This is a genomic window from Achromobacter sp. CF-sbj1-Ac2-l (assembly GCF_052698165.1).
In genome coordinates this window covers 4790968-4816468 of record NZ_CP199855.1, presented here as the reverse complement: position 1 = coordinate 4816468, position 25501 = coordinate 4790968, and the positions used below count along the sequence as shown (strand labels likewise).

21 protein-coding genes and 1 tRNA gene are annotated in these 25501 nt (G+C 67.5%); 15 read left to right on the top strand and 7 right to left on the bottom strand.

All coding sequences use genetic code 11. From position 1 onward, the window contains the following. Positions 1 to 17: 17 nt before the first annotated feature. Positions 18 to 488 (bottom strand): DUF4863 family protein, encoded by a 471-nt coding sequence (locus ACUDCK_RS22010; RefSeq protein ID WP_020926744.1) that lies wholly within the window; start codon positions 486 to 488, stop codon positions 18 to 20. A gap of 178 nt (positions 489 to 666) precedes the next feature. On the opposite strand from ACUDCK_RS22010, the gene ACUDCK_RS22005 reads away from it, so the two are divergent. The 7 genes from ACUDCK_RS22005 (at position 667) to ACUDCK_RS21975 (ending at position 10486) form a co-directional block, all read left to right on the top strand. Further along, positions 667 to 1578 carry a helix-turn-helix transcriptional regulator gene (locus ACUDCK_RS22005; protein ID WP_054501062.1) on the top strand — a complete coding sequence of 304 codons (912 nt, stop codon included), beginning with the start codon at positions 667 to 669 and terminating at the stop codon, positions 1576 to 1578. 244 nt (positions 1579 to 1822) lie between these two features. Next, a complete protein-coding gene (boxC, locus tag ACUDCK_RS22000; protein ID WP_175167532.1) occupies positions 1823 to 3484 on the top strand; it encodes a 2,3-epoxybenzoyl-CoA dihydrolase in 1662 nt (553 codons plus the stop codon). 109 nt (positions 3485 to 3593) lie between these two features. Continuing rightward, positions 3594 to 5021, top strand: a complete 1428-nt coding sequence (gene boxB / locus ACUDCK_RS21995; RefSeq protein ID WP_049075447.1) for a benzoyl-CoA 2,3-epoxidase subunit BoxB — start codon at positions 3594 to 3596, stop codon at positions 5019 to 5021. A 51-nt stretch (positions 5022 to 5072) separates the two neighbouring features. Further along, the gene (boxA, locus tag ACUDCK_RS21990; protein ID WP_175167533.1) at positions 5073 to 6320 is read left to right on the top strand and encodes a benzoyl-CoA 2,3-epoxidase subunit BoxA; all 1248 of its coding nucleotides are present in this window, start codon (positions 5073 to 5075) and stop codon (positions 6318 to 6320) included. A gap of 60 nt (positions 6321 to 6380) precedes the next feature. Further along, on the top strand, positions 6381 to 6821 hold the full coding sequence (locus tag ACUDCK_RS21985) for a MaoC family dehydratase (RefSeq protein WP_054417183.1): 441 nt from the start codon (positions 6381 to 6383) through the stop codon (positions 6819 to 6821). A 301-nt stretch (positions 6822 to 7122) separates the two neighbouring features. After that, a complete protein-coding gene (locus ACUDCK_RS21980; protein ID WP_054499219.1) occupies positions 7123 to 8745 on the top strand; it encodes a phage tail protein in 1623 nt (540 codons plus the stop codon). A gap of 133 nt (positions 8746 to 8878) precedes the next feature. Further along, entirely contained in the window at positions 8879 to 10486 is a 1608-nt protein-coding gene (locus ACUDCK_RS21975) for a phage tail protein (protein ID WP_175142530.1), read from the top strand. 41 nt (positions 10487 to 10527) lie between these two features. On the opposite strand, the gene ACUDCK_RS21970 is transcribed toward ACUDCK_RS21975, so the two are convergent. The 3 genes from ACUDCK_RS21970 to ACUDCK_RS21960 form a co-directional block, all read right to left on the bottom strand. Beyond that, positions 10528 to 11514, bottom strand: coding sequence for a TRAP transporter substrate-binding protein (locus tag ACUDCK_RS21970; RefSeq protein ID WP_175167534.1), 987 nt, complete (start codon positions 11512 to 11514; stop codon positions 10528 to 10530). A gap of 251 nt (positions 11515 to 11765) precedes the next feature. Continuing rightward, entirely contained in the window at positions 11766 to 12959 is a 1194-nt protein-coding gene (locus ACUDCK_RS21965; protein WP_020926750.1) for an acyl-CoA dehydrogenase, read from the bottom strand. A gap of 133 nt (positions 12960 to 13092) precedes the next feature. Next, entirely contained in the window at positions 13093 to 14775 is a 1683-nt protein-coding gene (locus ACUDCK_RS21960; RefSeq protein ID WP_054501066.1) for a thiamine pyrophosphate-binding protein, read from the bottom strand. A 179-nt stretch (positions 14776 to 14954) separates the two neighbouring features. Here ACUDCK_RS21960 and ACUDCK_RS21955 point away from each other — a divergent pair, with 179 nt between their 5' ends. The 4 genes from ACUDCK_RS21955 to ACUDCK_RS21940 all read left to right on the top strand — a co-directional run bounded on the left by ACUDCK_RS21955 (position 14955) and on the right by ACUDCK_RS21940 (position 18323). Then, complete coding sequence (locus ACUDCK_RS21955) at positions 14955 to 15860, top strand: LysR substrate-binding domain-containing protein (RefSeq protein ID WP_064528340.1); 906 nt, start codon at positions 14955 to 14957, stop codon at positions 15858 to 15860. Positions 15861 to 15997: 137 nt separating this feature from the next. Next, on the top strand, positions 15998 to 16981 hold the full coding sequence (gene xerD / locus ACUDCK_RS21950) for a site-specific tyrosine recombinase XerD (RefSeq protein ID WP_064528343.1): 984 nt from the start codon (positions 15998 to 16000) through the stop codon (positions 16979 to 16981). 66 nt (positions 16982 to 17047) lie between these two features. After that, positions 17048 to 17536 carry a Cys-tRNA(Pro) deacylase gene (gene ybaK, locus ACUDCK_RS21945; RefSeq protein WP_054501069.1) on the top strand — a complete coding sequence of 163 codons (489 nt, stop codon included), beginning with the start codon at positions 17048 to 17050 and terminating at the stop codon, positions 17534 to 17536. 208 nt (positions 17537 to 17744) lie between these two features. Continuing rightward, on the top strand, positions 17745 to 18323 hold the full coding sequence (locus ACUDCK_RS21940; protein ID WP_175167535.1) for a DJ-1/PfpI family protein: 579 nt from the start codon (positions 17745 to 17747) through the stop codon (positions 18321 to 18323). A 161-nt stretch (positions 18324 to 18484) separates the two neighbouring features. On the opposite strand, the gene adhP is transcribed toward ACUDCK_RS21940, so the two are convergent. After that, entirely contained in the window at positions 18485 to 19513 is a 1029-nt protein-coding gene (adhP, locus tag ACUDCK_RS21935) for an alcohol dehydrogenase AdhP (RefSeq protein ID WP_064528350.1), read from the bottom strand. Between the two features lie 211 nt (positions 19514 to 19724). On the opposite strand from adhP, the gene ACUDCK_RS21930 reads away from it, so the two are divergent. Further along, complete coding sequence (locus ACUDCK_RS21930; protein ID WP_054501072.1) at positions 19725 to 20114, top strand: ribbon-helix-helix domain-containing protein; 390 nt, start codon at positions 19725 to 19727, stop codon at positions 20112 to 20114. 114 nt (positions 20115 to 20228) lie between these two features. On the opposite strand, the gene pbpG is transcribed toward ACUDCK_RS21930, so the two are convergent. Next, positions 20229 to 21509, bottom strand: coding sequence for a D-alanyl-D-alanine endopeptidase (gene pbpG, locus ACUDCK_RS21925; protein WP_244976900.1), 1281 nt, complete (start codon positions 21507 to 21509; stop codon positions 20229 to 20231). A 312-nt stretch (positions 21510 to 21821) separates the two neighbouring features. Continuing rightward, positions 21822 to 21896: transfer RNA gene (locus ACUDCK_RS21920), tRNA-Arg, on the bottom strand. A 210-nt stretch (positions 21897 to 22106) separates the two neighbouring features. On the opposite strand from ACUDCK_RS21920, the gene ACUDCK_RS21915 reads away from it, so the two are divergent. From ACUDCK_RS21915 to ACUDCK_RS21905, 3 genes are read left to right on the top strand one after another with little or no spacing between them, the layout of a single operon-like run. Next, the gene (locus ACUDCK_RS21915; protein ID WP_054501074.1) at positions 22107 to 22871 is read left to right on the top strand and encodes an enoyl-CoA hydratase/isomerase family protein; all 765 of its coding nucleotides are present in this window, start codon (positions 22107 to 22109) and stop codon (positions 22869 to 22871) included. Continuing rightward, positions 22868 to 24490: an AMP-binding protein gene (locus tag ACUDCK_RS21910; protein ID WP_175167536.1), complete on the top strand. Its 1623-nt coding sequence runs from the start codon at positions 22868 to 22870 to the stop codon at positions 24488 to 24490. The genes ACUDCK_RS21915 and ACUDCK_RS21910 overlap by 4 nt, the downstream gene beginning before the upstream one ends. Then, positions 24487 to 25437 carry a hydroxymethylglutaryl-CoA lyase gene (locus ACUDCK_RS21905; protein ID WP_175167537.1) on the top strand — a complete coding sequence of 317 codons (951 nt, stop codon included), beginning with the start codon at positions 24487 to 24489 and terminating at the stop codon, positions 25435 to 25437. The genes ACUDCK_RS21910 and ACUDCK_RS21905 overlap by 4 nt, the downstream gene beginning before the upstream one ends. Positions 25438 to 25501 lie beyond the last annotated feature (64 nt).

Sequence of the window (25501 nt, the reverse complement as noted above, 5' to 3'; positions counted from 1 at the left end):
GGAAGCGGGGCGCGGATTCATGCGCGGGTGAACTCGATGGCGCCGCCCGGCAGCAGGTACAGCACCAGCGCGCGTCCCTGCGTCACCGTGGGGCGGTGGGCGCTGCCGGGGCCATAGACCAGCCAGCCGGCGCCGTGGCCGTCGAAGCGCGCCGCGTCGGTGAGCGGCATGATCATGTCGACTTCGCCGTTGGGATGCGCGTGGTGCGGGCCGGCCAGGTCGTCCATGTCGACCACGTCCACCGAACAGCCGCCCAGGTCCTCGGCCGGCTTGATGACGCGGCCGTAGCGGATGCCACCGCCTTCGCGGTTGCACATCCAGCCGTCGGCCACGCCCTGCCTACAGGCGGCGAAGATGTCGGCGTACAACGCGCTGTCGGGGCCGGCCTGCTGGTTCAGGCGCTGCTGCAGGGCGCCGTCGAGCGCCTGGCCGGCCATCAGGTCCGTCACCTGGCGCATCAGCGCGTGGAATCGTTCTGGCGTGCTCACCCGGTCTCCTCCTATACACTGTCGGCGCTTCAGCGGCGGATGCAATCCAGTGCTGTTTTGTCGCACCTGACACGCTGTTGAAGCTGTTTGAGGAAAAATAGTGCTTCCATTGATGTGGGTCAAGCACTATAGTGCATAAATCGGGTGTTATCAGGGTTTTTGCGGAGTCAGCTACACCATGAACCAAGCGCTAGAAGACGCGGCGCCAACCGAACCCAGGCGGGAAGCTTTCCTGGTGGCATTGGGCGAACGGGTGCGCCGCCTGCGCGCCATCCGCGGCATGACGCGCAAGGGGTTGTCGCAGGTGACCGGCGTGTCCGAGCGGCATCTGGCCAATCTCGAGCACGGCGTGGGCAATGCCTCGATCCTTGTGCTGCTGCAGATCGCCAAGGCCTTCAACTGCGCGCTGGCCGAACTGGTGGGCGATGTCACCACCGAATCGCCCGACTGGCTGCTGATCCGCGAGCTGCTCAGCGGCCGCACCGAGTCCGACCTGCAGCGCGCCCGCGAGGCGCTGACCCAGTTGTTCGGCGTGGGCGCCGGCGCGCAGCGCCCCAACCGTACCCAGCGCATCGCGCTGATCGGCCTGCGCGGCGCGGGCAAGTCGACGCTGGGCCAGATGCTGGCCGATGACCTGGGCTACCCGTTCGTCGAGCTGAACCGCGAGATCGAGCGCGTGGCCGGCTGCAGCATCCTGGAAATCCACAACCTGTACGGCCCGAACGCCTATCGCCGCTACGAGCGGCGCGCGCTGGAAGAGGCGGTGCAGATCTATCCGGAAATGGTGCTGGCCACCCCCGGCGGCCTGGTGTCCGAGCCGGCCACGCTCAACCTGCTGCTGGCGCACTGCTACACGGTCTGGCTGCGCGCCACGCCCGAGGAGCACATGGGCCGGGTGATGGCGCAGGGAGACTTCCGGCCGATGTCCGGCAATAACGAGGCCATGGCCGACCTGAAGCGCATTCTGGCCGGGCGCGAGGCGTTCTACGCCAAGGCCGACCTGACCTGGGTCACCAGCCACCTGGACGTGCAGGAGAGCTTCGCCGGCCTGCGTACCCAGGTGCGCAAGGCCTGCGGCCTGCCGCTGTAGCGCCCGCGGCATTTGCCGATCGCCTGGGCCGCCCCTTTGGGCGGCCTTTTCTTTCGTGGTGCGCGGGCGTCGCCCTGTCCGTCCGGAGAGGGGGGCTTCATTGAGGGACGCTTTGACGAGCGTCTGATGACCTGCACTTTTGTGCATCTTTTGCTTGACGCTGATTTTTGCCTGCACTAATCTGCATAATAATTCATGTCGTGCAGTATTTTTCCTATCCGGCTAGGGCATCAGGAGACAAGCAATGAGCAGCGCCGCCAACAAGGTCGACTTTCGGACCGATCCCTCCCAGTACCGCCATTGGCGCCTGTCGTTCGATGGCCCCGTCGCCACGCTGGCGATGGACGTGGCCGAGGACGGCGGCCTGCGTCCGGGCTACAAGCTCAAGCTCAATTCCTACGACCTGGGCGTGGACATCGAGCTGCACGACGCGCTGCAGCGCATCCGCTTCGAGCATCCCGAGGTGCGCAGCGTGGTCGTCACCAGCATGAAAGACCGCATCTTCTGTTCGGGCGCCAACATCTTCATGCTGGGCCTGTCCTCGCACGCCTGGAAGGTGAACTTCTGCAAGTTCACCAACGAAACCCGCAACGGCATCGAGGACTCCAGCCGCCATAGCGGCCTGAAATTCATCGCCGCGCTCAACGGCGCCTGCGCCGGCGGCGGCTACGAGCTGGCCCTGGCCTGCGACGAGATCCTGCTGATCGACGACCGCTCGTCCTCGGTCGCGCTGCCCGAAGTGCCGCTGCTGGGCGTGCTGCCGGGCACCGGCGGCCTGACCCGCGTCACCGACAAGCGCCGCGTGCGCCACGATCACGCCGACATCTTCTGCACCCTGGTCGAAGGCGTGCGCGGCCAGCGCGCCAAGGACTGGCGCCTGGTCGACGACGTGGTCAAGCCCGCGCAGTTCGAGGCCGCGGTGCGCGAGCGCGCGCTGGCGCTGGCCGAGCGCAGCAGCCGCCCCGCTGGCGAGGCGGGCGTGGCGCTGACGCCGCTGGCGCGCGAGGAAGCCGCCGATGCCTTGTCCTACCGCTACGTCGACGTGCAACTGGATCGCGCCAAGCGCCAGGCCACCTGGACGGTGCGCGCGCCGCAAGGCCCGGTGGAATCGGAGCTGGCCGACATCGTGGCCGCCGGCGCGGCCTGGTGGCCGCTGCAGATGGCGCGCGAGCTTGACGACGCCATCCTGTCGCTGCGCACCAATGAACTCGACATCGGTACCTGGATCTTCAAGACCGAGGGCGACGCGCAGGCCGTGCTGGCCGCCGACGCCGCGCTGCAACGCCACGCCGATCACTGGTTCGTGCGCGAGACCGCCGGCCTGCTGCGCCGCACGCTGGCGCGCCTGGACGTGACCTCGCGCAGCCTGTTCGCGCTGGTCGAGCCGGATTCTTGCTTTGCCGGCACGCTGCTGGAACTGGCGCTGGCCGCCGACCGCAGCTACATGCTGGACAGCGAGGGCGAAGAGCACGACGCGGCCCGGCTGATCGTGGGCGAGGCCAACTTCGGCGCCTACCCGATGGTCAACGGCCAGAGCCGCCTGCAACGCCGCTTCCACGAGGAAACCGCGCCGCTTGAAGCGGTGCGGGCCCGCGCCGGCCAGCCGCTGGCCGCGCGCGACGCGCTGGCGCTGGGGCTGGTGACCTACGCGCCCGACAGCATCGACTGGGACGACGAGGTGCGCATGATGCTCGAAGAGCGCCGCGCGCTGTCGCCCGACGCGCTCACCGGCCTGGAAGCCAACCTGCGCTTCGGCGGCCGCGAAACCATGGAGACGCGCATCTTCGGCCGCCTGACCGCCTGGCAGAACTGGATCTTCAACCGGCCCAACGCGGCGGGCGAGAAGGGCGCGCTCAAACTCTACGGCAAGGGCGAGCAGGCGACATTCGACTGGAACCGCGTCTAGCGCGGCCCGCGCGGCAATTCCCCATACACGGCGCCGGCCCGCGCAGCGCGGCCGGCGCCCCAAGACCCGACGCCGCCCCGACGCGGCCGTCCATCCAGGAGCAGAGACAATGTCAGGCATCAACTACAGCGACAAGATCCCCAATAACGTCAACCTGTCCGGCGACCGCACGTTGCAGCGCGCGCTGGAACACTGGCAGCCCAATTACCTGCAATGGTGGCAGGACATGGGTCCGGACGGCTCGCATGGCTTCGACGTCTACCTGCGCACCGCCGTCAGCGTCGAGCCCGACGGCTGGGCCCACTTCAACCACGTGCGCATGCCCGACTACCGCTGGGGCATCTTCCTGGCGCCGCAGGACGGCCAGCGCAAGATCCACTTCGGCGAGAACATGGGCCGCGACGTCTGGCAGGACGTTCCCGGCGAACACCGCGCCAACCTGCGCCGCATCATCGTCACGCAGGGCGACACCGAGCCGGCGTCGATCGAGCAGCAGCGCCACCTGGGTCTGACCGCGCCGTCGCAGTACGACCTGCGCAACCTGTTCCAGATCAACGTCGAGGAAGGCCGCCACCTGTGGGCGATGGTCTACCTGCTGCACCGCTATTTCGGCCGCGACGGCCGCGAAGAGGCCGACGCGCTGCTGCAGCGCACCTCCGGCGATTCGGACAACCCGCGCATCCTCGGCGCCTTCAACGAGAAGACGCCGGACTGGCTGGCGTTCTACATGTTCACCTACTTCACCGACCGCGACGGCAAGTTCCAGTTGTGCGCGCTGGCCGAGTCCAGCTTCGACCCGCTGGCCCGCACCACCAAGTTCATGCTGACCGAAGAGGCGCACCACATGTTTGTGGGCGAATCCGGCATCTCGCGCGTGATCCAGCGCACCTGCGAAGTGATGAACCAGTTGAAGACCGACGACCCCGCCGCCGTGCGCGCCGCCGGCGTCATCGACCTGCCGACGATCCAGCGCTACCTGAACTTCCACTACAGCGTCACCATCGACCTGTTTGGCGCCGACCAGTCGTCCAACGCCGCCATCTTCTACGGCTCGGGCCTGAAAGGCCGCTACGAAGAGAGCAAGCGCAACGACGACCACCAGCTCAAGAACGACACCTACCGCGTGCTGTCGGTCGACAACGGCAGGCTGCGCGAAATCGAGGTGCCGATGCTGAACGCGCTCAACGAGGTGCTGCGCGACGACTTCATCCGCGACTCGGTGGCCGGCATCGGCCGCTGGAACAAGGTCATCGAAAAGAGCGGCATCGCCTTCCGCCTGCAGGTGCCGCACAAGGCCTTCAACCGCCAGATCGGCACGCTGGCCGGCATCCGCATGTCGCCCGAGGGCGAGATCCTGTCCGAGGCGCAATGGCAGGCGCACCGCCATCAATGGCTGCCCACCCCGGAGGACCGTGAGTTCGTCGCCTCGCTGATGGGCCGCGTGACCGAGCCCGGCAAGTTCGCCAACTGGATCGCGCCGCCGGTCATGGGCATCAACCGCCAGCCCGTGAACTTCGAGTACGTTCGTTTCAACTAAGGCCCCGCGGCGGCGCCATGCGCCGCCGCGCCGCGCATTCGGATGACCGCAATGAACGCCGCCCTGCCCATGGAAGTCCTGAAGCAACACCTGATCGATCCCGAGATCTGCATCCGCTGCAACACCTGCGAAGAAACCTGTCCGATCGACGCGATCACGCACGACAGCAACAACTACGTGGTCGACCCGGACATCTGCAACGGCTGCATGGCCTGCGTGCCGCCGTGCCCCACCGGCTCGATCGACAACTGGCGATTGGTGGTGCGCAGCGACGCCTATTCGGTGCAGGACCAACTGAGCTGGGACGAACTGCCGCGCGAACAGCCCCTGCCGGAAGCCGCGGCCATCGTGGACGAGGCGGCGAACGCGGTCGTCGAGCCGGTGTCGTCCGCCGCGGTGGCAGCCATGCCGTCCGCCACGCCCGGCGCAAGCGTGCCGCCGTGGTCCGCCGCGCACCCCTACGTCAACCTCTACACCCACAAGACGCCGGTGACCGCCACCGTGGTCGGCAACTACCGCGTCACCGGCGCCGACACCGACAGCGACATCCACCACATCGTGCTGGACTTCGGCGAGCTGCCGTTCCCGGTGCTGGAAGGCCAGTCCATCGGCATCCTGCCGCCCGGCACCGACGCCCAGGGCCGGCCGCACCACGCGCGCCAGTACTCGCTGGCCAGCCCGCGCGACGGCGAACGCGCCGGCTACAACAACCTGTCGTTGACCGTGAAACGCGTCACCGAGGACCACCAAGGCCAGTCGGTGAACGGCGTCTGTTCCAACTACCTGTGCGACCTGGCCAAGAACGACACCGTGCAGGTGATCGGTCCGTTCGGCCATACCTTCCTGATGCCGAACCACCCGCGCGCCAACCTCATCATGATCTGCACCGGCACCGGTTCGGCGCCGATGCGCGCCATGACCGAGCGCTACCGGCGCCGCATCGAAACGGGGGAGAATGGCCGCCTGATGCTGTTCTTCGGCGCCCGCACCGAACGCGAGCTGCCGTATTTCGGCCCGTTGATGAAACTGCCGCGCGACTTCATCGACATCAACCTGGCGCTGTCGCGCGAAGCCGGCCAGCCCAAGCGCTACGTGCAGGACCTGATCCGCGAACGTGCCGCCGCCGTGCGCGAACTGCTCGCCGATCGCAACACCTGCATCTACGTCTGCGGCCTGAAGGGCATGGAAGTCGGCGTGCTGGACGCCTTGCGCGAGGTGACGATGCAAGCGGGACAGGATTGGACTATCCTGCATGATGTGCTGCGCCGCGAGGGGCGGCTGCACTTCGAGACCTATTGAACGGGCGGCCGGCTTCCGGCAAGCCCTCCAAGGGTCATCCATGCGAGGGGAAGTCCACCAATGAAGTTCGCTGATTTCAAGGACGGCATGCTGATCAAGGCCGGTCCGGTCACCATCACGGAAGCCGAAATCCTCGAGTTCGCCCGCAAGTACGACCCGCAGTGGTTCCACACCGATCTCAAGCGGGCCGCCGAGGGCCGCTGGGGCGGCCTCATCGCCAGCGGCTGGCATACCTGCGCGCTGGCCATGCGCATGGCGGTGGATGCCGCGTTGCACGATTCCGAGTCCTTCGGCTCGCCCGGCCTGGGCGAAGTGCGCTGGCGCACGCCGGTGCGTCCTGGCGACCAGTTGCGCCTGGAAGCGCGGGTGCAGGGCGTGCGTACGTCTTCGTCGCGGCCGGACCTCGGCATCATCACCTGGGCCTGGACGGTGATCAACCAGCATGACGAGGGCGTGCTGGAATTGGACGCGACCAGCTTGTTCGATCTGTCGGGCGACTAGCCTGCCGCCATGCCGGGCCCGCGCCCGCCGCGGCGGGGCCAGGCGTCCGTGTCGCAGTTGCCTTGTCCGCTCCCGCGGATACCCGTAACATGACCGCGTCGTGGGCAAATTGCGTCCACCGGCATTGAAGGCCCGCCCGGGATACCAGGCGGGCCTTTTGCATGGGCCCGCCGAATGAGGCAGCCCGCAAGACGATCACTTCCTTCCGTGAACCCGGCATTCCGCCCAGGCCCGCCCGCATCCGCCGGCGGGCTTTTTTTGCGCAGCGCCGCTGCTGCGATTCGTCATCAAGGTCCCCTTCATGCAACTCCTGAAACCTATCAATGTCGGCCAGGCGCCGAACGACCAGACCGGCGACACGCTGCGCGACGCCATGGGGCTGGTGAACGAGAACTTCGCCAAGACCCGCGCGGGCGTCGAAGCCGTCGAAGTGGCCACCGCCGCCGCGCAACGCAAGGCGGATGCCGCGATTGCCTCCGCCGAAAAAGGCGCGGCTGGCGGCGTGACGCCGCTGGACGCGGCGGGCAAGGTGCCGGCCGCGCACCTGCCGCCGCCGGCCATTCCGCTATCGCAGAAATCGGCGCCCGGCGGCGTCGCTCCGTTGGATGAGGATGGGCGTGTGCCTGTCGATCACCTGCCGGTGCCGGTGGCGTCCGTGCCGCTGGCGGAAAAGGGCCAGCCGGGTGGTGTCGCGGCATTGGCCGCGGACGGCAAGGTGCCCTTCGCTCAACTCCCCGATCTGGTTCCGGCGGCGGAGAAGGCGCAGCCCAAAGGTGTTGCCACGCTGGCCGAGGATGGCCGGATCGTCGCCAATCAATTACCGCCGTTGATCCCTGCGGCCGACAAGGGGCGTCCCGGCGGCGTAGCAACCCTGGACGCTGACGGTCGCGTGCCGGCGCTTCAGCTGGCCGCCGTGCCGCCGGAAGAAAAAGGCCGACCCGGTGGCGTTGCCACGCTGGATGCGCAGGGCAAGGTGCCGGTCGGCCAGCTTCCGCCTGTCCCCAGCGGACCGCCGGTCGGTTCGGTCGCGTGGTGGCCGCTGCGCGCTTCCATTCCGGCGGGCCAGATTCCCGCTGATGGGCAGATCGTTACCCGCGCCACGTTTCCCGATCTTGCGGCTATGGTGACGGAAGGCAAGGTGCCGGTGGTGTCCGAGGCGGATTGGTTGGCGGATCCGCTCAAGCGGGGGAGCTATACCGTGGGAGACGGATCTTCGACCTTTCGGGTTCCCGATTTGAACGCCAGGGCCGCAGGGTCTCTCGCGGCGGCGGTGTTGCGAGGAGATGGGGCGAAATCCGCGGGCATGCCTGGCTCCCTGCAAGCGGACCAACTCGGTCCGATGGACTACCGTGTCGTGAGCGGATTCAATCAAGCCACTAACGTGTTGGCAGACGCTTCCCTGAATGCTGTGATGGCTTCGGGGAATTTTGCCGGCTACACATTCACCACCACGCGGCAGACCACGAACGGCAGTCGCTGGATCGTCAATACCGGCGACGAAACGCGGATGGCGAACGTTACCGGCGTTTGGACGATTCACGCTTTTGCTGCTGTGGTCAATTCCGGCAGCGTCGATATCGCACAGCTTGCTAGTGACCATGCGGCGCTCAATGCGGCGTTTCAGACTTTACGCGCGCAGGTCTTCGGCGTTGGGCAGACGCTTCAAGACATGGGCGCGTCCCGGGCATTCGGTGTGACATACACCAACAGTACCGGTCGGCCGATCTCGGTTTACATCGTTGGCTCTTCCAACAGTAGCTCCGGCGGCAACATGTATGTGATGGTGGGCGGCATCGCGGGGACGCGCTCCATCACCACAATGAACGGCGTCTCGCTGGCGCTCACCGCTGTCATTCCCCCAGGAATCACCTATCGGGTGGTGGCCGACAGCATGACGCAGAATTTCTGGACCGAGTACCGGTGAGGCTCGTGGAAAGCTCGCCGGGACGTTGGCAGCGGCATCTGTCCGCGCAATCCCATTTTTTCCCCGTCACCCGAATACGTGGGTGGCTGTTCCATTTCGTGTCGCGGCATCACGCCGTCAGGGCTTTTCTCCCATGCAAATCCTAAAACCCATCAACATCGGCCTCGCGCCGAACGACCAGACCGGCGACACGCTGCGCGACGCCATGGCGCTGGTGAACGAGAACTTCGGCAAGACTCGTGTCGGTGTGGAAACTGTCGAAGTATCCGCCGCCGCCGCGCAACGCAAGGCGGACGCCGCCGTGCCGATGTCTGAAAAAGGCGCGGCGGGTGGCGTGACACCGTTGGATGCGGCTGGCAAGGTGCCGGCTGCGCATCTGCCTCCACCTGCGATCCCTCTGTCGCAAAAATCGGCGCCGAGTGGCGTTGCCCCGCTGGGCGAGGATGGGCGTGTGCCTGTCGAACATCTGCCAATTCCGGTGCCGTCGGTGCCGTTGGCGGAGAAGGGGAAACCCAATGGCGTTGCCACGTTGGGCGGCAATGGCAAAGTCGCGCCAGCGCAATTGCCTGCCTTGATTCCCTTGGCGGAAAAAGCTCAGCCTGACGGGGTGGCGACCTTGGGCGCGGACGGATTGATCGTCGCAAATCAGTTGCCGCCCCTGGTGCCTGCTTCGGATAAGGGGCGCCCGGGCGGCGTGGCGACCTTGGGCGCCGATGGCCGCGTGCCAGCGGTGCAGCTGTCAGCGGTGCCGCCGGCGGAAAAAGGCCAGCCCGGGGGTATCGCCACATTGGACGATGGCGGCAAGGTGCCGGTCGATCAACTGCCACCGATCCCCAGCGGTCCGCCCGTAGGCTCGGTTGCATGGTGGCCGCTGCGTACGTCCATTCCCGCTGGCCAGATTCCTGCGGATGGGCAGATAATCAGCCGCGCCACTTTCAAGGATCTTGCCGCCATGGTGGCAGCGCGTTCACTACCGGTGGTGCAGGAGGCCGAATGGCTCGCCGATCCGCTCAAGCGCGGCAGCTTCACGTTGGGAGACGGCTCTACCACCATCCGAATGCCGGACTACAACGGGAAGTCCCCCGGCTCAATTGGCGCGCCGTTCATGCGCGGCGATGGCGCGCTTTTGAACGGCGTGTTGAAAGCCAGCCAGAACAAGGCGCACCAGCACGTTTTTTCGTCGCCGCAGTACCTGTACGGGGAGACTGGCGGAAGCTCTTCCTTCTACGGAACTACCGCCTCGGTCACTCCTATCTTTACCCGTAACACCACTAGCGAAGGCGGCGCAGAAGCGCATCCGACGTTCGCTTCCGGTGTCTGGACCGTGCAGGCCTTCGGGACTGTCATCAACGCGGGGAGCGTCGACGCCGCACAATTGGCGTCCGACCTGGGCGTGGCCCAATCCACTTTGCAGCAGTTGAAGGGACAAGTGTTCGGTACAGGGCAGCAGCTTCGTTCACGCACGACGGTGTTGCGCACGTGGTATCAGAACACCACAGGCCGCCCCATACTGGTCGGGTTTCATTGTGTTGGCGTCGCTGCGGGGACGATTATCGTTGCCGGATACCTCAACAATGTCTCCGGTAATGCGGGATCGGTTCCCTACCATTACGATACGACTCCTGGCGGGTATGCCGGCATGCGCTGCGGTTTCACCATGCACGTGCCACCTGGCATGTGGTGGATGGCCGACACCGTCAATGCCAATGTCGAGTCCGGTTCGGTCTGGGAATACGCGTGACCGTAAAGCCCCCGGACCCGGTGTGGACGGGGGCTACCCACTTACGGCCGCCGCATCGCCTTCAGGATATTCACCCCCTCCGGCCCCGCCGCGGCCTCCCACTGCTTCACCGAATCCACCGCCGCATTCTTCAGCGCCTGGCGCACCGGCATCGGCACGGCGGTGTCGATCGTCACGCCGTTCGTGCGCATGTTGGCGTAGTTCTGCTGCAGCCGGCCTTCGATGCGCTTCCACTGCTCGGCCTCGGTCTGCGCGGCGGCCTGGTCGATCGCCTTGCGCGATTTCGCGTCCAGCGCCTGATAGGCCTGCAGGTTCATCGTCGCCACCGAGATCGGCATCGCGTAGTTGATCTCGGCGAAGCGTGGCAGGTGTTCCCACAGCTTGCGGCCGGCGCCGCCGTCGCCCGAGGACAGCACCGCGTTGACCTCGCCCGAGGCGATGCGCGGCATGGCGTCGGCGAACGAGATGTTCTGCGCGCGCGCCCCGGCCTTCTGCATCACGTCCTGCGAGGTCGCGTCATAGGTGCGGATGCTCAGCGCCTTCAGCGCGGCGACGCTGTCCACCTTGTCCTTGGACCAGATCCCCGAGGCCGGCCAGGGCGTGGTGTAGAGCAGTTTCTGGCCGTGCGCGGCCAGCAGTTTCTCGTAGGCCGGGCGGGCCGATTTGTTCAGCGCGCGCGCCTTGGCCAGCGAGTCGGCCAGGAATGGCAGCGAGGACACGCCGAAAATCGGATACTTGGTCGCCAGCGCGCCGGCGAAGGCGTCGCCGGCATCGACCTTGCGCGCCTGGACCGCGTCGATCATGTCGCCTGACTTGATGCCCCGCGCGGCGTCGAAGCTGGCATCGATCAACACCTGGCCGCCGCTCTTGCCGCGCACCAGATCGGCGAAGGTGGACACGCCTTGTCCCGGCATCGAAGTGGCCGGATACTCGGTGGTCATGGTGAGGGTAGTGGCGGCGAATGCGCCGTGACTTGCAAAAGCGATGGCGATGCCCGCCCACAGGCGGAACGAGGGACTGCCTTGCATGCGCGACTCCTGGTCGTGACGAAAAATCCGGGGTCGGGCAGGCGGATACAGCGGGCCGGCACCAGGCCAATTGCAGGCAGCGTAAGCCATGAGCCGCGCGCGGGCTAGTTCCTGATAACCCTAAGACGCGCCGGGAGTGGGCATCGCCTGCGCAAAAAAACGCCCCTCGAAAGGGGCGCACAGTCTTCGCCACGCCGGCGAACCGCGCGTCGGGAGCAGAGCCGGGCTCCGTCCGCGCGGCGAACTGCAAATCAATAGAATGCCTGGATGCCGGTCTGCGCGCGGCCCAGGATCAGGGCGTGCACATCGTGGGTGCCTTCGTAGGTGTTGACCACTTCCAGATTCACCAGGTGGCGGGCCACGCCGAATTCGTCGGAGATGCCGTTGCCGCCCAGCATGTCGCGGGCCAGGCGGGCGATGTCCAGCGCCTTGCCGCAGGAGTTGCGCTTCATGATCGAGGTGATCTCGACCGCGGCGGTGCCTTCGTCCTTCATGCGGCCCAGGCGCAGGCAGCCTTGCAGCGCCAGCGTGATTTCGGTCTGCATGTCGGCCAGCTTCTTCTGGATCAACTGGTTGGCGGCCAGCGGGCGGCCGAACTGCTTGCGGTCCAGGGTGTACTGGCGGGCGGTGTGCCAGCAGGCTTCGGCGGCGCCGACCGCGCCCCAGGCGATGCCGTAGCGGGCCGAGTTCAGGCAGGTGAACGGACCCTTCAGGCCGGACACGCCGGGCATCATCTGGTCGGCGGACACTTCCACTTCGTCCATGACGATCTCACCGGTGATCGAGGCGCGCAGGCCGACCTTACCGTGGATGGCGGGGGCGGTCAGGCCCTTGGTGCCCTTCTCGAGGATGAAGCCGCGGATCTTGCCGTCGAACTCGCCGCCGACGCACTTTGCCCACACCACGAACACATCGGCGATGGGCGAGTTGGTGATCCACATCTTGTTGCCGGTCAGCTTGTAGCCGTCGGCGGTCTTGACCGCGCGCGTTTCCATGCCGCCGGGGTCGGAGCCGTGGTTGGGTTCGGTCAGGCCGAAGCAGCCGATCCACTCGCCGCGGGCCAGCTTGGGCAGGTACTTCTGCTTCTGCGCTTCGCTGCCGAATTCGTTGATGGGCACCATCACCAGCGACGACTGCACGCTCATCATCGAGCGGTAGCCGGAGTCGATGCGCTCGACTTCACGGGCGATCAGGCCGTAGCTGACGTAGTTCAGGCCGGCGCCGCCGTATTCGGCGGGGATGGTGGCGCCCAGCAGGCCCAGCTCGCCCATTTCCGAGAAGATTTCCGGGTCGGTCTTTTCGTTGCGGAAGGCGTTCAGCACGCGCGGGGCCAGCTTGTCCTGCGAGTAGGCGTGGGCGGCGTCGCGCACCATGCGTTCTTCTTCGGTGAGCTGCTGGTCCAGCAACAGGGGATCTTGCCAATGGAACGAGGGATTCGAGGACATGCTGGGTCTCCGCTATGGATTTCCGTTTTCGGAATCTGGAAAGTTTAAACCTAAAATAATTGGCGCGGCAACCCGGGGTTTACGCGACGCGCGCGGCGCGCGTCGCCGTGGGGTTGCCGCCGCCTCTCGGGTATCAGTGCCGGGCCTTGAGCGCCGCGTCGCGGATCTTGTCCAGCGTGGTCGACGGCGTGATGGTCTGCGGGTCGATGAAGCAGTGCAGGATGGCGGGCTTGCCGCTGGCCAGCGCGCGCTCGAACGCCGGCCCGAACTGCTCGGTGGTCTCGACGCGTTCGCCGTGGCCGCCGAAGGCGCGGGCGTAGTCGGCGAAGTCCGGGTTCTTCAGCTCGGTGGCGGAAATGCGGCCGGGGTAGTGCTTTTCCTGGTGCATGCGGATGGTGCCGTACATGCCGTTGTCGACCAGCACCACGATGATGGGCAGGTCGTACTGCACGGCGGTGGCGAATTCCTGGCCGTGCATCAGGAAGCAGCCGTCGCCGGCAAAGCAGACCACGGTCTTGTCGGGCCAGACGCGCTTGGCGCCCACGGCCGCCGGCAGGCCGTAGCCCATCGAGCCCGAGGTCGGCGCCAGTTGCGTGCCGAAGCGGGTGAAGCGGTGGAAGCGGTGCAGCCAGGTGGCGTAGTTGCCGGCGCCGTTGGTCATGATGGCGTCGGCCGGCAGGGTCTTTTCCAGGTAGGCCATGACCTGGCCCATCTGCAGCGCGCCCGGGGTGGTCACGGTGGCCGGGTCGCTCCACTTCAGGTACGACTCGCGCATCGCCTGCGTGCCGTCGGCCCAGGCCGGCTGGGCGGGGGCCTTCAGGCCGGCCAGCGCCTGGGCGAAGGCGGCGGGCGAGGTATTGATGGCCAGCGTGGGGCGATAGACGCGACCCAGTTCGGCGGCGTCCGGATGCACGTGCACCAGTTTTTGCCTGGGCACCGGGATGTCCAGCAGCGTGTAGGCCTGGCTGGGGTTTTCCGACATGCGGCCGCCGACCAGCAGCACCAGGTCGGCGTCGGCCACGCGCTTGAGCAGGGCGGGGTTGATGCCCAGGCCGACGTCGCCGATGAAGCACGGATGGTCGGCCGGGAACAGCATCTGGCGGCGGAACGACACCGCCGTGGGCAGCGCGTGGCGCTGCGCGAAATCGGCGAACTGCTGCACCGCGCGCGCGTCCCAGCGCGTGCCGCCGAGGATGGCGACGGGATTGCTGGCCTTGGCCAGCAACTGCTCCAGGTCGGCCAACTGGCCGGCGGTGGGCGCGGACTCGATGACCTCGTAGCGGGGCGCATCGGCCACCTGCGCGGCCTCCACCAGCATGTCCTCGGGCAGCGCGATCACCACCGGGCCCGGACGGCCCGAGGTGGCGATGTGGAAGGCGCGCGAGATCAGTTCGGGAATGCGTTCGACCTGGTCGATTTCCGTGACCCACTTGGCCTGCGTGCCGAACACGGCGCGGTAGTCCATTTCCTGGAAGGCCTCGCGCTCGCGCATGCCGCGCTCGATCTGGCCGACGAACAGGATCATCGGGGTCGAGTCCTGCTTGGCGATGTGCACGCCGGCCAGCGCGTTGGAGGCGCCCGGACCGCGGGTCACCATGCAGATGCCGGGTTCGCCGGTCAGCTTGCCATGGGCGTCGGCCATCATGGCCGCGCCGCCTTCCTGGCGGCAGACGGTGACCTTGATGTCGGCGTCGTGCAGGCCATCCAGCACCGCCAGGTAGCTCTCGCCGGGAACGCAGAAAACGTGTTTGACGCCCTGGGCGACGAGCTGGTCGACGAGGATGTGGCCGCCGAGGCGGGATGCTTGCTGGGACATGGTGGGTGTCAGGATGAGCCGAGATTAAGACACCCGAGCATAATGTTCCTTGATCGCACAACGCAATTGATAAAATTGCACAATCTAGTGACCCGCCGGCACGACCCGGATATTGCGCCGCGGCAGGCGCGGCGGGTGTTTCCGGCGATCTTCGGTTCCTTCCTGGCGGTTCCCGCTCTATGAGAAACGGCATTCCCAACCTCAGCGCCCTGCAGGCCTTCGAGGCCTCGGCCCGCCTGGGCAGTTTTTCCCGGGCGGCCGAAGAGCTGTCCCTGACCCACAGCGCGGTCTACCGCCAGGTCGCCAGCCTGGAGGCGCGGCTGGGCGTGCAGTTGTTCACGCGGGTGCGGCGCCGCATCGTGCTGACCGACCACGGCGCGGAATATGCGGGACGCATCCGCCATCACCTGGACCAGATCGAGAAGGACACCTTCGGCCTGGTGAGCCGTACCGGCATGGGCCGCAGCATCCACATCGCGGTGGTGCCGACGCTGGCCACCACCTGGCTGATCCCGCGGCTGGCGGATTTCCAGCGCGAGCAGCCGGACATCACCGTCAGCCTGTCGGTGCGCACGCTGCCGTTCCAATTCAAGGACCAGCCGTTCGACGGCGCGCTGTACCACGGCGACACGCTGTGGCCCGGCACCCAGGGCGTGCTGTTGTTTCCGGAGCGCGAGCTGGTGCCGGTCTGCGCGCCTGAACTGGCCGCCCGCGTCACCGAGGCAGGCGCCGGCGCGCTGGCGGGCATGACCCACCTGCACCTGAGTTCGCGCCCCGACGCCTGGCGCCAGTGGTACGGCGCCAACAATTACCTGTATGGCCCCCAGGCGGCGGGCGGTCCGCGCTACGAATTGTTCACCATGGTGATGGCGGCGGTGCAGGCCGGGCTGGGCGTGGGCCTGATGCCGCGATTCCTGGCGCAACCCGCGCTGGACCAGGGCACGCTGGCGATGCCGGTGGCGCAGTCGCTGACGGTCAGCCAGGGCTACTACTTCGGCTATCCGCAGCGCAGCGAGCGTTCCGAGGCGCTGAAGCTGTTCGAGACCTGGCTCAAGTCGGCCGCCGCGGCAGTGGCGGGGCGCTGAGGGCATGGCGCAAGCGCCGCCGTAGAATGTGGCCCATCCCCCTGGCGTGGCCGGCGCACGTCGCAACGTTGCGCGCGCCAGCGCCGGCGCTGGTTGCCGCCGGACACGTCGTCTTTTGATGCCTTGATTTCCGTTCCATGTCCGATTCCCGCCAACCGCTCGCTTCCCAGGCCGATATCGACGCCTTCATTGACGCCGTCTGGCTCGAGGACGGCCTGTCGGCCAACACGCTGGCTGCCTACCGGCGCGACCTGACCGGCTTCGCGCGTTGGCTCGAGGACCCCGAAGCCTATGCCCGCGAGATGGCCGACCGCTATGGCGACGCGGCCTCGGCCCACACGCTGCCGGCCGGCCCCGCCAAGGCGCTGGCCGAGGCCGGCAAGGCCGACATCGAGGCCTGGTTCGCCTTCCGCCACGAGGAAACCCGCGCCACCACCGCCAACCGCCGCCTGGCCGCGCTGCGCCGTTTCTACGCCTGGGCCCTGCGCGAACACCGGGCGGCGCAGGATCCCTGTCTGACGCTGGTGGCGGCCAAGCAGCCGCCGCGCCTGCCCAAGACGCTGTCCGAGCAGCAGGTGGATGCCCTGCTGCGCGCGCCCGACCTGGGCCAGCCGCGCGGCCTGCGCGACCGCGCCATGCTGGAAACGCTGTACGCCACCGGCCTGCGCGTGTCGGAACTCGTCGGGGTGCGGGCACTGGACGTCAGCCTGAACGAGGGCGTGGTGCGCGTGGTGCTGGGTAAGGGCGGCAAGGACCGCCTGGTGCCGCTGGGCGCGGAAGCGGCGCACTGGATCGACCAGTATCTGAAGACCGCGCGCCCCGAGCTGGCCGCCGGCCGCGTCAGCGACGCGCTCTTCATCACCGGCCGGGCCGAGGCCATGTCGCGCCAGGCGTTCTGGCAACTGGTCAAGAAATATGCGGTGCTGGCCGGCGTGCATGCGCCGCTGTCGCCGCACGTGCTGCGCCACGCCTTCGCCACGCATCTGCTGAACCACGGCGCCGACCTGCGCGTGGTGCAGATGCTGCTGGGCCACGCCGACATCTCCACTACGCAGATCTACACGCACGTCGCGCGCGAACGCCTGAAGGCGTTGCACGCCGCGCATCATCCGCGTGGTTGACGCCGGCGTTTGCGCGCCGCCGTCCGTCTGCCTACACTTTTGCCTTCGTCTTTCCACCGCAATGCCATGAGCAAAGCCCGCCACGTTTCCGAAACGCCCGCCACCCAGTTCCTCAAGCAGCACAAGGTGGCGTACACCGAGCACACCTACGACTACGTCGATCATGGCGGCGCCGGCGAGGCCGCGCGCCAGTTGGGGCTGGATCCGCACGCGGTGGTCAAGACGCTGGTGATGGAAGACGAATCGGCCAAGCCGCTGATCGTGGTGATGCACGGCGACCGGGAAGTCTCCACCAAGAACCTGGCGCGCCAGGCCGGGCTGAAGAAGGTCGAGCCCTGCAAGCCCGAGGTGGCGCAACGCCACTCCGGTTATCAAGTGGGCGGCACCTCGCCGTTCGGCACGCGCAAGAAGATGCCGGTGTGGGTCGAGGCCGAGGTGCTGCAATACCCGGTCGTCTACATCAACGGCGGCCGCCGCGGCTACCTGGTGGGCATCGACCCGAACGTGCTGGTGAGCCTGTTGGGCGCCAAGCCGGTGACGGTGGCGCTGGAGTAGGGCGCCTGCCGCGGGCCGGCGCGGCGCGCGGCCGCGCATGAACGTCAGGGCGGGCGCGGTCCCGCTGCGGGGCATCCATCTTGGCGTGGTATCCCGTTACCACCCTCGCCTGCGCGGGCAGGCGCACAATGGACAGCAGAACATCAAGAACCGGCCGCCCGGCCCTCGGGCGCTGTAGCCGGCGATCCCCCATCCCCAGGAGACAATCATGAGCAAGAGACTGTTGATGCTGGTCGGCGACTACGCCGAAGACTACGAAACCATGGTGCCGTTCCAGACGCTGCTGGCGGTGGGCCATACGGTGCACGCGGTCTGCCCCGGCAAGAAGTCCGGCGAGAGCATCGCCACCGCCATCCACGATTTCGAGGGCGCGCAGACCTACAGCGAGAAGCGCGGCCACAACTTTGCGCTGAACTACGATTTCGACCGCGTCGAGGCCGGTTCCTACGACGGCCTGGTGATCCCCGGCGGCCGCGCGCCGGAATACCTGCGCCTGAACGAAAAGGTGCTGGAGATCGTGCGCGCCTTCGACCGGGCCAAAAAGCCGATCGCCGCCGTCTGCCACGGCGCCCAACTGCTGGCGGCCGCCGGCATCCTGGAAGGCCGCACCTGCTCGGCCTACCCGGCTTGCGCGCCGGAAGTGCGGCTGGCCGGCGGCACCTACGCCGAGATCGGCATCGACCAGGCCTACACCGACGGCAACCTGGTGACGGCGCCGGCCTGGCCGGCGCACCCGGCGTGGCTGGCCCAGTTCCTGGCCGTGCTTGGGACCAGGATCACGCACTGAGCCAGGACCGCGCGGCGAGCGCCCGTGGGCGCTGCCACGTGCGCGCCGGCGCCGCATTCCCATGAGCGCGGGGCGTTGCCGCGCCATGCGGGCGTTCCGTGCCGCCACAAAAAAAGGCGCCTGCCGCGGCAGGCGCCTTTTTGCACGGCAAGGCGCGCGGGTCAAGCCGCCATGTCGAGCACGATGCGGCCCTCGATCTGGCCGCGACGCATGCGGTCGAACACGCTGTTGATGTTCTCCAGCTTCTCGGTGGCCACGGTCGCGTGCACCTTGCCTTCCTCCGCGAACTGCAGCGACTCCTGCAGGTCCAGGCGCGACCCCACGATCGAACCGCGCACCGTCACGCCGTTGAGCACCATGTCGAAGATCGACAGCGGGAAGTCGCCCGGCGGCAGGCCGTTGAGCGCCACCGTGCCGCCGCGGCGCACCATGCCCAGCGCCTGCTCGAAGGCCTTGGGCGAGACCGCCGTGATCAGCGCGCCGTGGGCGCCGCCGATTTCCTTTTTCAGATAGGCCGCCGGGTCGGTGGTCTTGGCATTCACGACCACTTCCGCGCCGAGGCGCTTGGCAAAGGCCAGCTTGTCGTCGTCGATGTCCACCGCCGCCACGTTCAGGCCCATGGCGCGCGCATACTGCACCGCCATGTGGCCCAGGCCGCCGATGCCGGAGATCACGACCCAGTTGCCCGGCCGCGTGTCGGTCATCTTCAGGCCCTTGTAGACCGTGACGCCGGCGCACAGCACCGGGGCGATGTCGACGAAGCCGACGTTCTTCGGCAACAGGCCGACATAGTCGGCCGCCGCCAGCGCATACTCGGCGAAGCCGCCGTTGACCGAGTAGCCGGCGTTCTGCTGCTGCTCGCACAGCGTTTCCCAGCCGCCCAGGCAATGCTCGCAGTGACCGCAGGCGGAATACAGCCACGGGATGCCGACGCGGTCGCCTTCCTTGACGTGCGTCACGCCTTCGCCCACCGCCACGACGTGGCCCACGCCCTCGTGGCCGGGGATGAAGGGCGGATTGGGCTTGACCGGCCAGTCGCCCTCGACCGCGTGCAGGTCGGTGTGGCAGACGCCGCAGGCCTCGATCTTCACCAGCAGTTCGCCGGCGCGGGGGCGCGGCACTTCGACTTCTTCGATTTCCAGGGGTTTGCCGAATGCGCGAGCCACGGCGGCCTTCATGGTCTTGTTCATTGCTACCTCCGAAGTCAGATCAGTCTTAGCATGCTCGGATGGGGACGCGTCCGAGACCTTGATTTATATCAACGGCTCTCGGACGAGCTGCGCGCAAGAAACGTATCGTTGCAGAATCGGCGGGAATGCCCCGAGGCAGAGGCGTCTTGCCGGGCTGGCGGCTATCGTCGTACAGTGGCCCGCAAGCCTCATGTCCGCCCCAGGAGCTCCCATGTGTGAAATCTTCATCCGCGCGAGCGAACAGTCCTATGCGCCCGAAACCCGCTCTCTGCGCCTGCACGGGGTGGCCACCAGCCTGCGCCTGGAGCAATTGTTCTGGCAGGTGCTGGAGGAAATCGCGGCGCGCGATGGCATGCGGGTTACGCAGTTGATTGAGCGGCTGTACGACGAGCTGGTGGAGTACCGCGGCGAGGCCGCCAACTTCACCTCGTTTCTGCGCGTTTGCTGCCTGCGCTACCAGTTGCTGCAGGCCGAGGGCCGCATTCCGGCGGATGCCGCGGTGCCGATCCGCTCGCTCAACCCCCAGGCGGTGCTGGAAGGCCTGCCATCGTCGATGTACGACCCGCAACCGCTGCGGTCCAAGCGGCCGGTGGCGGCGTAGCGCCGCGCCGGCGCGGACACGCGCGGCTTGCGCCCGTCCGCATGCAGCCCCGTCGCCAGACGTAAAAAAAGCCCGATCGACGATCGGGCTTTTTCGTGCGCGGCAATGGTGGGATCAGCCGCCCGGCTGGGCCGAGGCCATGGCCACTTCGCTTTGCACGATGCGGCGGATGCGCACGGCATCGCCGATGCGCGACAGCTTGCCCTGCGAGTCCAGCAGCACGATTGCCAGGTCGCGGCCATTGATACGCGCCAGCATCACCAGGCATTCGCCGGCTTCGTTGATGTAGCCGGTCTTGGACACCTTGATGTCCCAGTCCGGCTTGCGCACCAGCAGGTTGGTGTTGCGGAACGTCTGCGTGCGGTTGTTGATCTCCACGTCGTACTCCGTGTCGGTGGAGTAGCGGTGGATCAGCGGACGCTGCGACGCGGCGCGCAGCAGGCGGGCCAGGTCGTGCGGCGACGACACGTTGTTGCTGGACAGGCCGGTGGGCTCGATGAAATGCGTGCTGGTCATGCCCAGCGACTGCGCCTTGGCGTTCATGGCGGCCACGAAGGCCGGCAGGCCGCCCGGATAGTGGCGGCCCAGCGCGTTGGCGGCGCGGTTCTCGGACGACATCAGCGCCAGGTGCAGCATGTCGCCGCGCGACAGCTTGGTGCCCACGCGCAGGCGCGAGGTGGTGTGCTTGAGGCCGTCGATGTCTTCATCGGTGATCTCCAGCATTTCGTCCATCGGCTGGTTGGCGTCCACCACCACCACCGCGGTCATCAGCTTGGAAATCGAGGCGATGGGGCGCACCACGTTTTCGTTCTTGGCGAAGATCACGGTGGAGGTGGCCAGGTCCTGCACGTAGGCGGTGCTGGACCGCAGCGCCGCGGCTTCGGCGCGCACCGACACCGCGGGCGGCGGCATGGCGGCTGCCGCGGCGGCGGCGGCCGTGCGCTGCGCGCGCGACGGCTTGTTGGGCTTGCCGTTTTTGCCGGCCGCGCCCTTCTTGGACGAATTCTGCTGGGCGATGGCCTGCTTGCCGCCCTTGGGCGGGGCCTTCTTGCCCGCGGCCTGCTTGGGCGCGCCCTTGGCGGCGGCCTGTTTGCCGGCGGCGCCCTTGGGCGGCGTCTTGGCGGCGGCCGACTTCGGCGTGGCCTGCTTGCCAGCGGCGGCCTTGGGGGCGGTCTTGCCCGCGGCCTGCTTCGGGGCGGCGGTCTTGCCGGCGCCCGCTTTGGCGGGGGCGGGGGCCTTCTTGGCTTGTTGCGCCTTGCAAGCCGTCGACTTGGCGTTGGTCTTGCAAGGATCGGTATTTTTCGCGGCGAGCGCGGCTGAGGGCAGGAGCGCGCACACCGCCAGCGCCGCCGGCGCTATCGCGTTCGCAATTGCACGTTTCCAGGTAAATGCCATGGTTTGAGCAGGCTTGTCAGTCTGTGATGAATTATTTCCCCGGCCGGGCTTGCTACGGTTCGGGAAAAGTCCAGATGAATTAGGGGCTTACGCGTCGAATTTAAACAGTAATTTCAAGTCGGGCGCAAGGCGATTCGCTATCATCGCCCAAAAAAATATCGGGGACGTATTGACGGGCGGCTTATTCGTCGCGCGCGGCGTCCCGAGACGCTACCGGCGCGCGGCGCGTGAGCGTAGCCCGGATTAACCCTCATCCGGCTGAACGCACGGGAATTTCGTGGGAGTCGACCTGCGGAACCGCGGTCGGGAGCGTGGCCTCGCCGGGTGGAATCGAACCACCAATTGACCCTTAGGAGGGGCCGGTTATATCCATTTAACTACGGCGAGACGGGCACGCGGGCTTTGCGCTGGAATTGCGCAGGGCCCGCGGGGAGCCTAGTGCCTTGATATTCCAGGGAAAGACCAGGGGCGCAAGTGTAACACCATTGGGTCGCTGCAGAAATTTAGTGGATTTAATCAACTATATGCCCTATATTTCCTGGCATGGCCGGACGCCGCGAGCGGCTGGCCCCATACCTAGAACATCCAGGAGCAGGCATGACCCCGACTTTTCACACGATCCTGCTGGACGTGCAGGACCGTGTCGCCACGGTGACGCTGAACCGGCCCGACAGCCGCAATGCGCTCAATTCCCTCATGTGCGCCGAACTGGTGCAGGCCATGCAGCATCTGGCGGACGATCCGGACGCGCACGTGGTGCTGATCGCCGCGGCGGGCGCCGCGTTCTGCGCAGGCGCCGACCTCAAGGAACGCAAGACCATGTCGAACGCCGAGATGACGGCGCGCCGGGTGCAGGGCTTCGCCGCCTATGCCGCCATCGAGCGCATGCCGCAGCCGGTGATCGCCGTGGTGCAGGGGGCGGCGTTCGGCTCGGGTTGCGAGATCGCCGCGGCCAGCGATTTCGTGCTGGCCTCGTCCGAGGCGACGTTCTGCTATCCCGAAGTGGGTTGGGGCACCGTCGGCGCCACGCAGCGGTTGCCGCGCGTAGCCGGCGCGCGCAAGGCCAAGGAGCTGCTATTCACCGGCCGCCGCTTCGACGCGGCCGAGGCGCGCGAGATCGGCCTGGTGAACCAGGTGTACGCGCCCGAGGCGCTTGCCGCCGAAGCCGCGCAGATGGCCGCGGCCATCGCGCGCGCCGCGCCGCTGACGGTCAGGCTGACCAAGCGCAGCATCGACCAGGGGCTGGCGACGACGCGCGAAGGCGCGATGGCGATCGAGCTGCTGGCGATCGAGGAGAATTTGCGCGGCACCGACTGGAAGCAGGCCATCGCCGGCTTCGGCACGGCGGGAGACAAGGCATGATCGGCCCGACGACCCTGTCGCAGGCGCTGGCGCGCCAGGTGGCCGAACGCGGCGCCGCCGAAGCCTTCGTCGCGCCCGGCGAACGCTTCACCTGGGCCGCGCTGCAGGACGGCGCGCGAGCCATCGCCCGCAGCCTGCATGCGGCCGGCGTGCGCCGTGGCGACCATGTCGGCGTGCTGTTGGGCAATGGCGGCACCTGGGTGCAGGTGTTCTATGCCTGCGCCATGCTTGGCGCCGTGACGGTGCCGGTCAACACGCGCTTCAAGACCGACGAACTCGCGTTCTGCCTGAAGCAGGCTGACATCAAGGTGCTGCTGACGGCGGATTCGTTCCTGGGCATCGACTTCCTCGACCTGCTCACGCAGGTGGAACCGGCGCTGGACCAGGCGCTGCCGGGCGCGGCGTTGCCGCTGCTGCGGCAAGTGGTGGTGTTGGGCGAGCGCTGCCCGCGGGGCGCGGGCAGATGGACCGATTTCCTGGGGGCGGGCGAGGCCGTGGATGACGCGACGCTGCAGGACCGCATGCGCGCGGTGGCGCCGGACGATGTGCTGCTGATTCAGTACACCTCGGGCACCACGTCGTTTCCCAAGGGCGTGATGCTGACGCACGCCAACATGCTGACCAATGCCTGGGCCGCGGCGCAGCGCATCGGCGTGCGGCCGGACGACCGCTATTTCAGCATCCGTCCTTACTTCCATGTGGCCGGGACCACGCTGTCGATCCTGGTCAGCCTGATGAGCGGCTGCTGCCTGCTGACCCTGCCCAAGTTCGACGTGGCCGACGCCTTGCGCATGCTCGACGAAGAACGCTGCACCCTGACATCCGGCAACGACACCATCTTTCTCATGCTGATGGGCCATCCCGATTTCGATCGCGCGCGCATCCATCTGCGCGGCGGCTGGGCGGCGGCGGGCCCGCAGGTGATGCAGAAGATCCGCGACGTGATGGGGGTGCCGGGCATCTGCAATGCCTACGGCCAGTCCGAAGCCTCGCCCAACATCACGCTGTCGGCGCACGATGATCCCTTTGAACTGCGCGCCATGGGCTGGGCGCTGCCGCATCCCGGCATGCAGGTGCGGGTGGTGGACCCGGGAACGGGCGAGCCGCTGCCGGCTGGCATGCAGGGCGAGATCCAGGCGCGCGGCTGGAGCGTGATGAAGGGCTACTACAAGATGCCTGAGGCCACCGCCCGCGCGCTCAGCGCGGACGGCTGGCTCAGCACGGGCGACCTGGGCGAAATGGACGCGGCGGGCCGGTTGCGCATGGTGGGCCGCCTGAAGGACATGTTCCGCGTGGGCGGCGAGAACGTCGCGCCGGCGGAGGTGGAAGAGACCCTGCACGGCCACCCCGCCGTGCGCATGGCGCAGGTGGTCGGCGTGCCCGATGCGCGCCTGGGCGAAGTGCCGGCGGCGTTCGTGCTGCTCAAGGACGGCCAGGACTGCACGGCCGAGGAACTGACGGCCTGGTGCAAGGCGCGCTGCGCCAACTTCAAGGTGCCGCGCTATGTCGAGATCGTCGACAGCTTCGAGCACATCGGCATGACGGGCAGTTCCAAGGTGCAGAAGAACAAGCTGCGCGCGCACGCGTTGGCGCTGTTCGGACTGGAGCAACAGGCATGAGCGCGCGCGACGTGGTGCTGTGCGAATGCTTCGCGCGCGATGGGCTGCAGCACGAGCCCGATTTCATCGGCACGGCGGTCAAGGCCGACCTGATCGACCGTTTCGCGGCGCTGGGCTTTGAACGGATCGAGGCGACCTCGTATTCCAATCCCAAGGTCGTGCCGCAATTCGCCGACGCCACCGACCTGCTGGCGGCGCTGCCGCGGCGCGCGGGCGTCTGGTACAAGGCCACCTGCGCCAACGCGCGCGCCGTCGAGCGCGCGCTGGTTGACCTGGATGCCGGTATCGGCGCCAACGAGATCAGCCTGCTGGTCTCGGCCAGCGAATCGCATTCGACGCGCAACCTGAAGCGCGAACGCGCCGCCCAGTGGGACAACATTGCCGAGATGGCGCGGCTGGCGAACGGCCGCTTTCGCCTGATCGGCACGATTTCGGTGGCGTTCGGCTGCCCCTTCGAAGGCGCGGTCGACCCCGACGTGGTGATGGCCGACGTGCGGCGCTTCGCCGCGCTGGGCGTGCGCATCGTCACGCTGGGCGACACCACCGGCATGGCCACGCCGGCCTCGGTGCGCGGCCTGTATGGCCGGATGGCGCGCGAGGTGCCCGAGGTGACGCCGGTGGCGCATTTCCACGACACGCGCGCCACCGGCCTGGTGAACTACGTGGCCGCGCTGGAGGCGGGCGTGACGCACTTCGATTGCGCTTTCGGCGGCGTCGGCGGCCATCCGGCCAAGGTGCGCTACGGCGGCGGTCATACCGGCAATGTGGCGACGGAAGACCTGGTGAATCTGTTCGAATCCATGGGCGTGCGCACCGGCCTGGATCTGGCGGCGATGGACGCGGTGTCGCGGCATTGCGAGGCGGTGCTGGGGCGCTCGCTGCACAGCCGCGTGGCGCAAAGCGGCTTGAACCCGCTGCTCGGCATCGCGCGGGAGGCGGCCGCATGAGGACCGCCGAGCGTGTTTGTATATCATGCGGGCAGCGGCGCGCGACCCGCGCGCACGCCGTTTT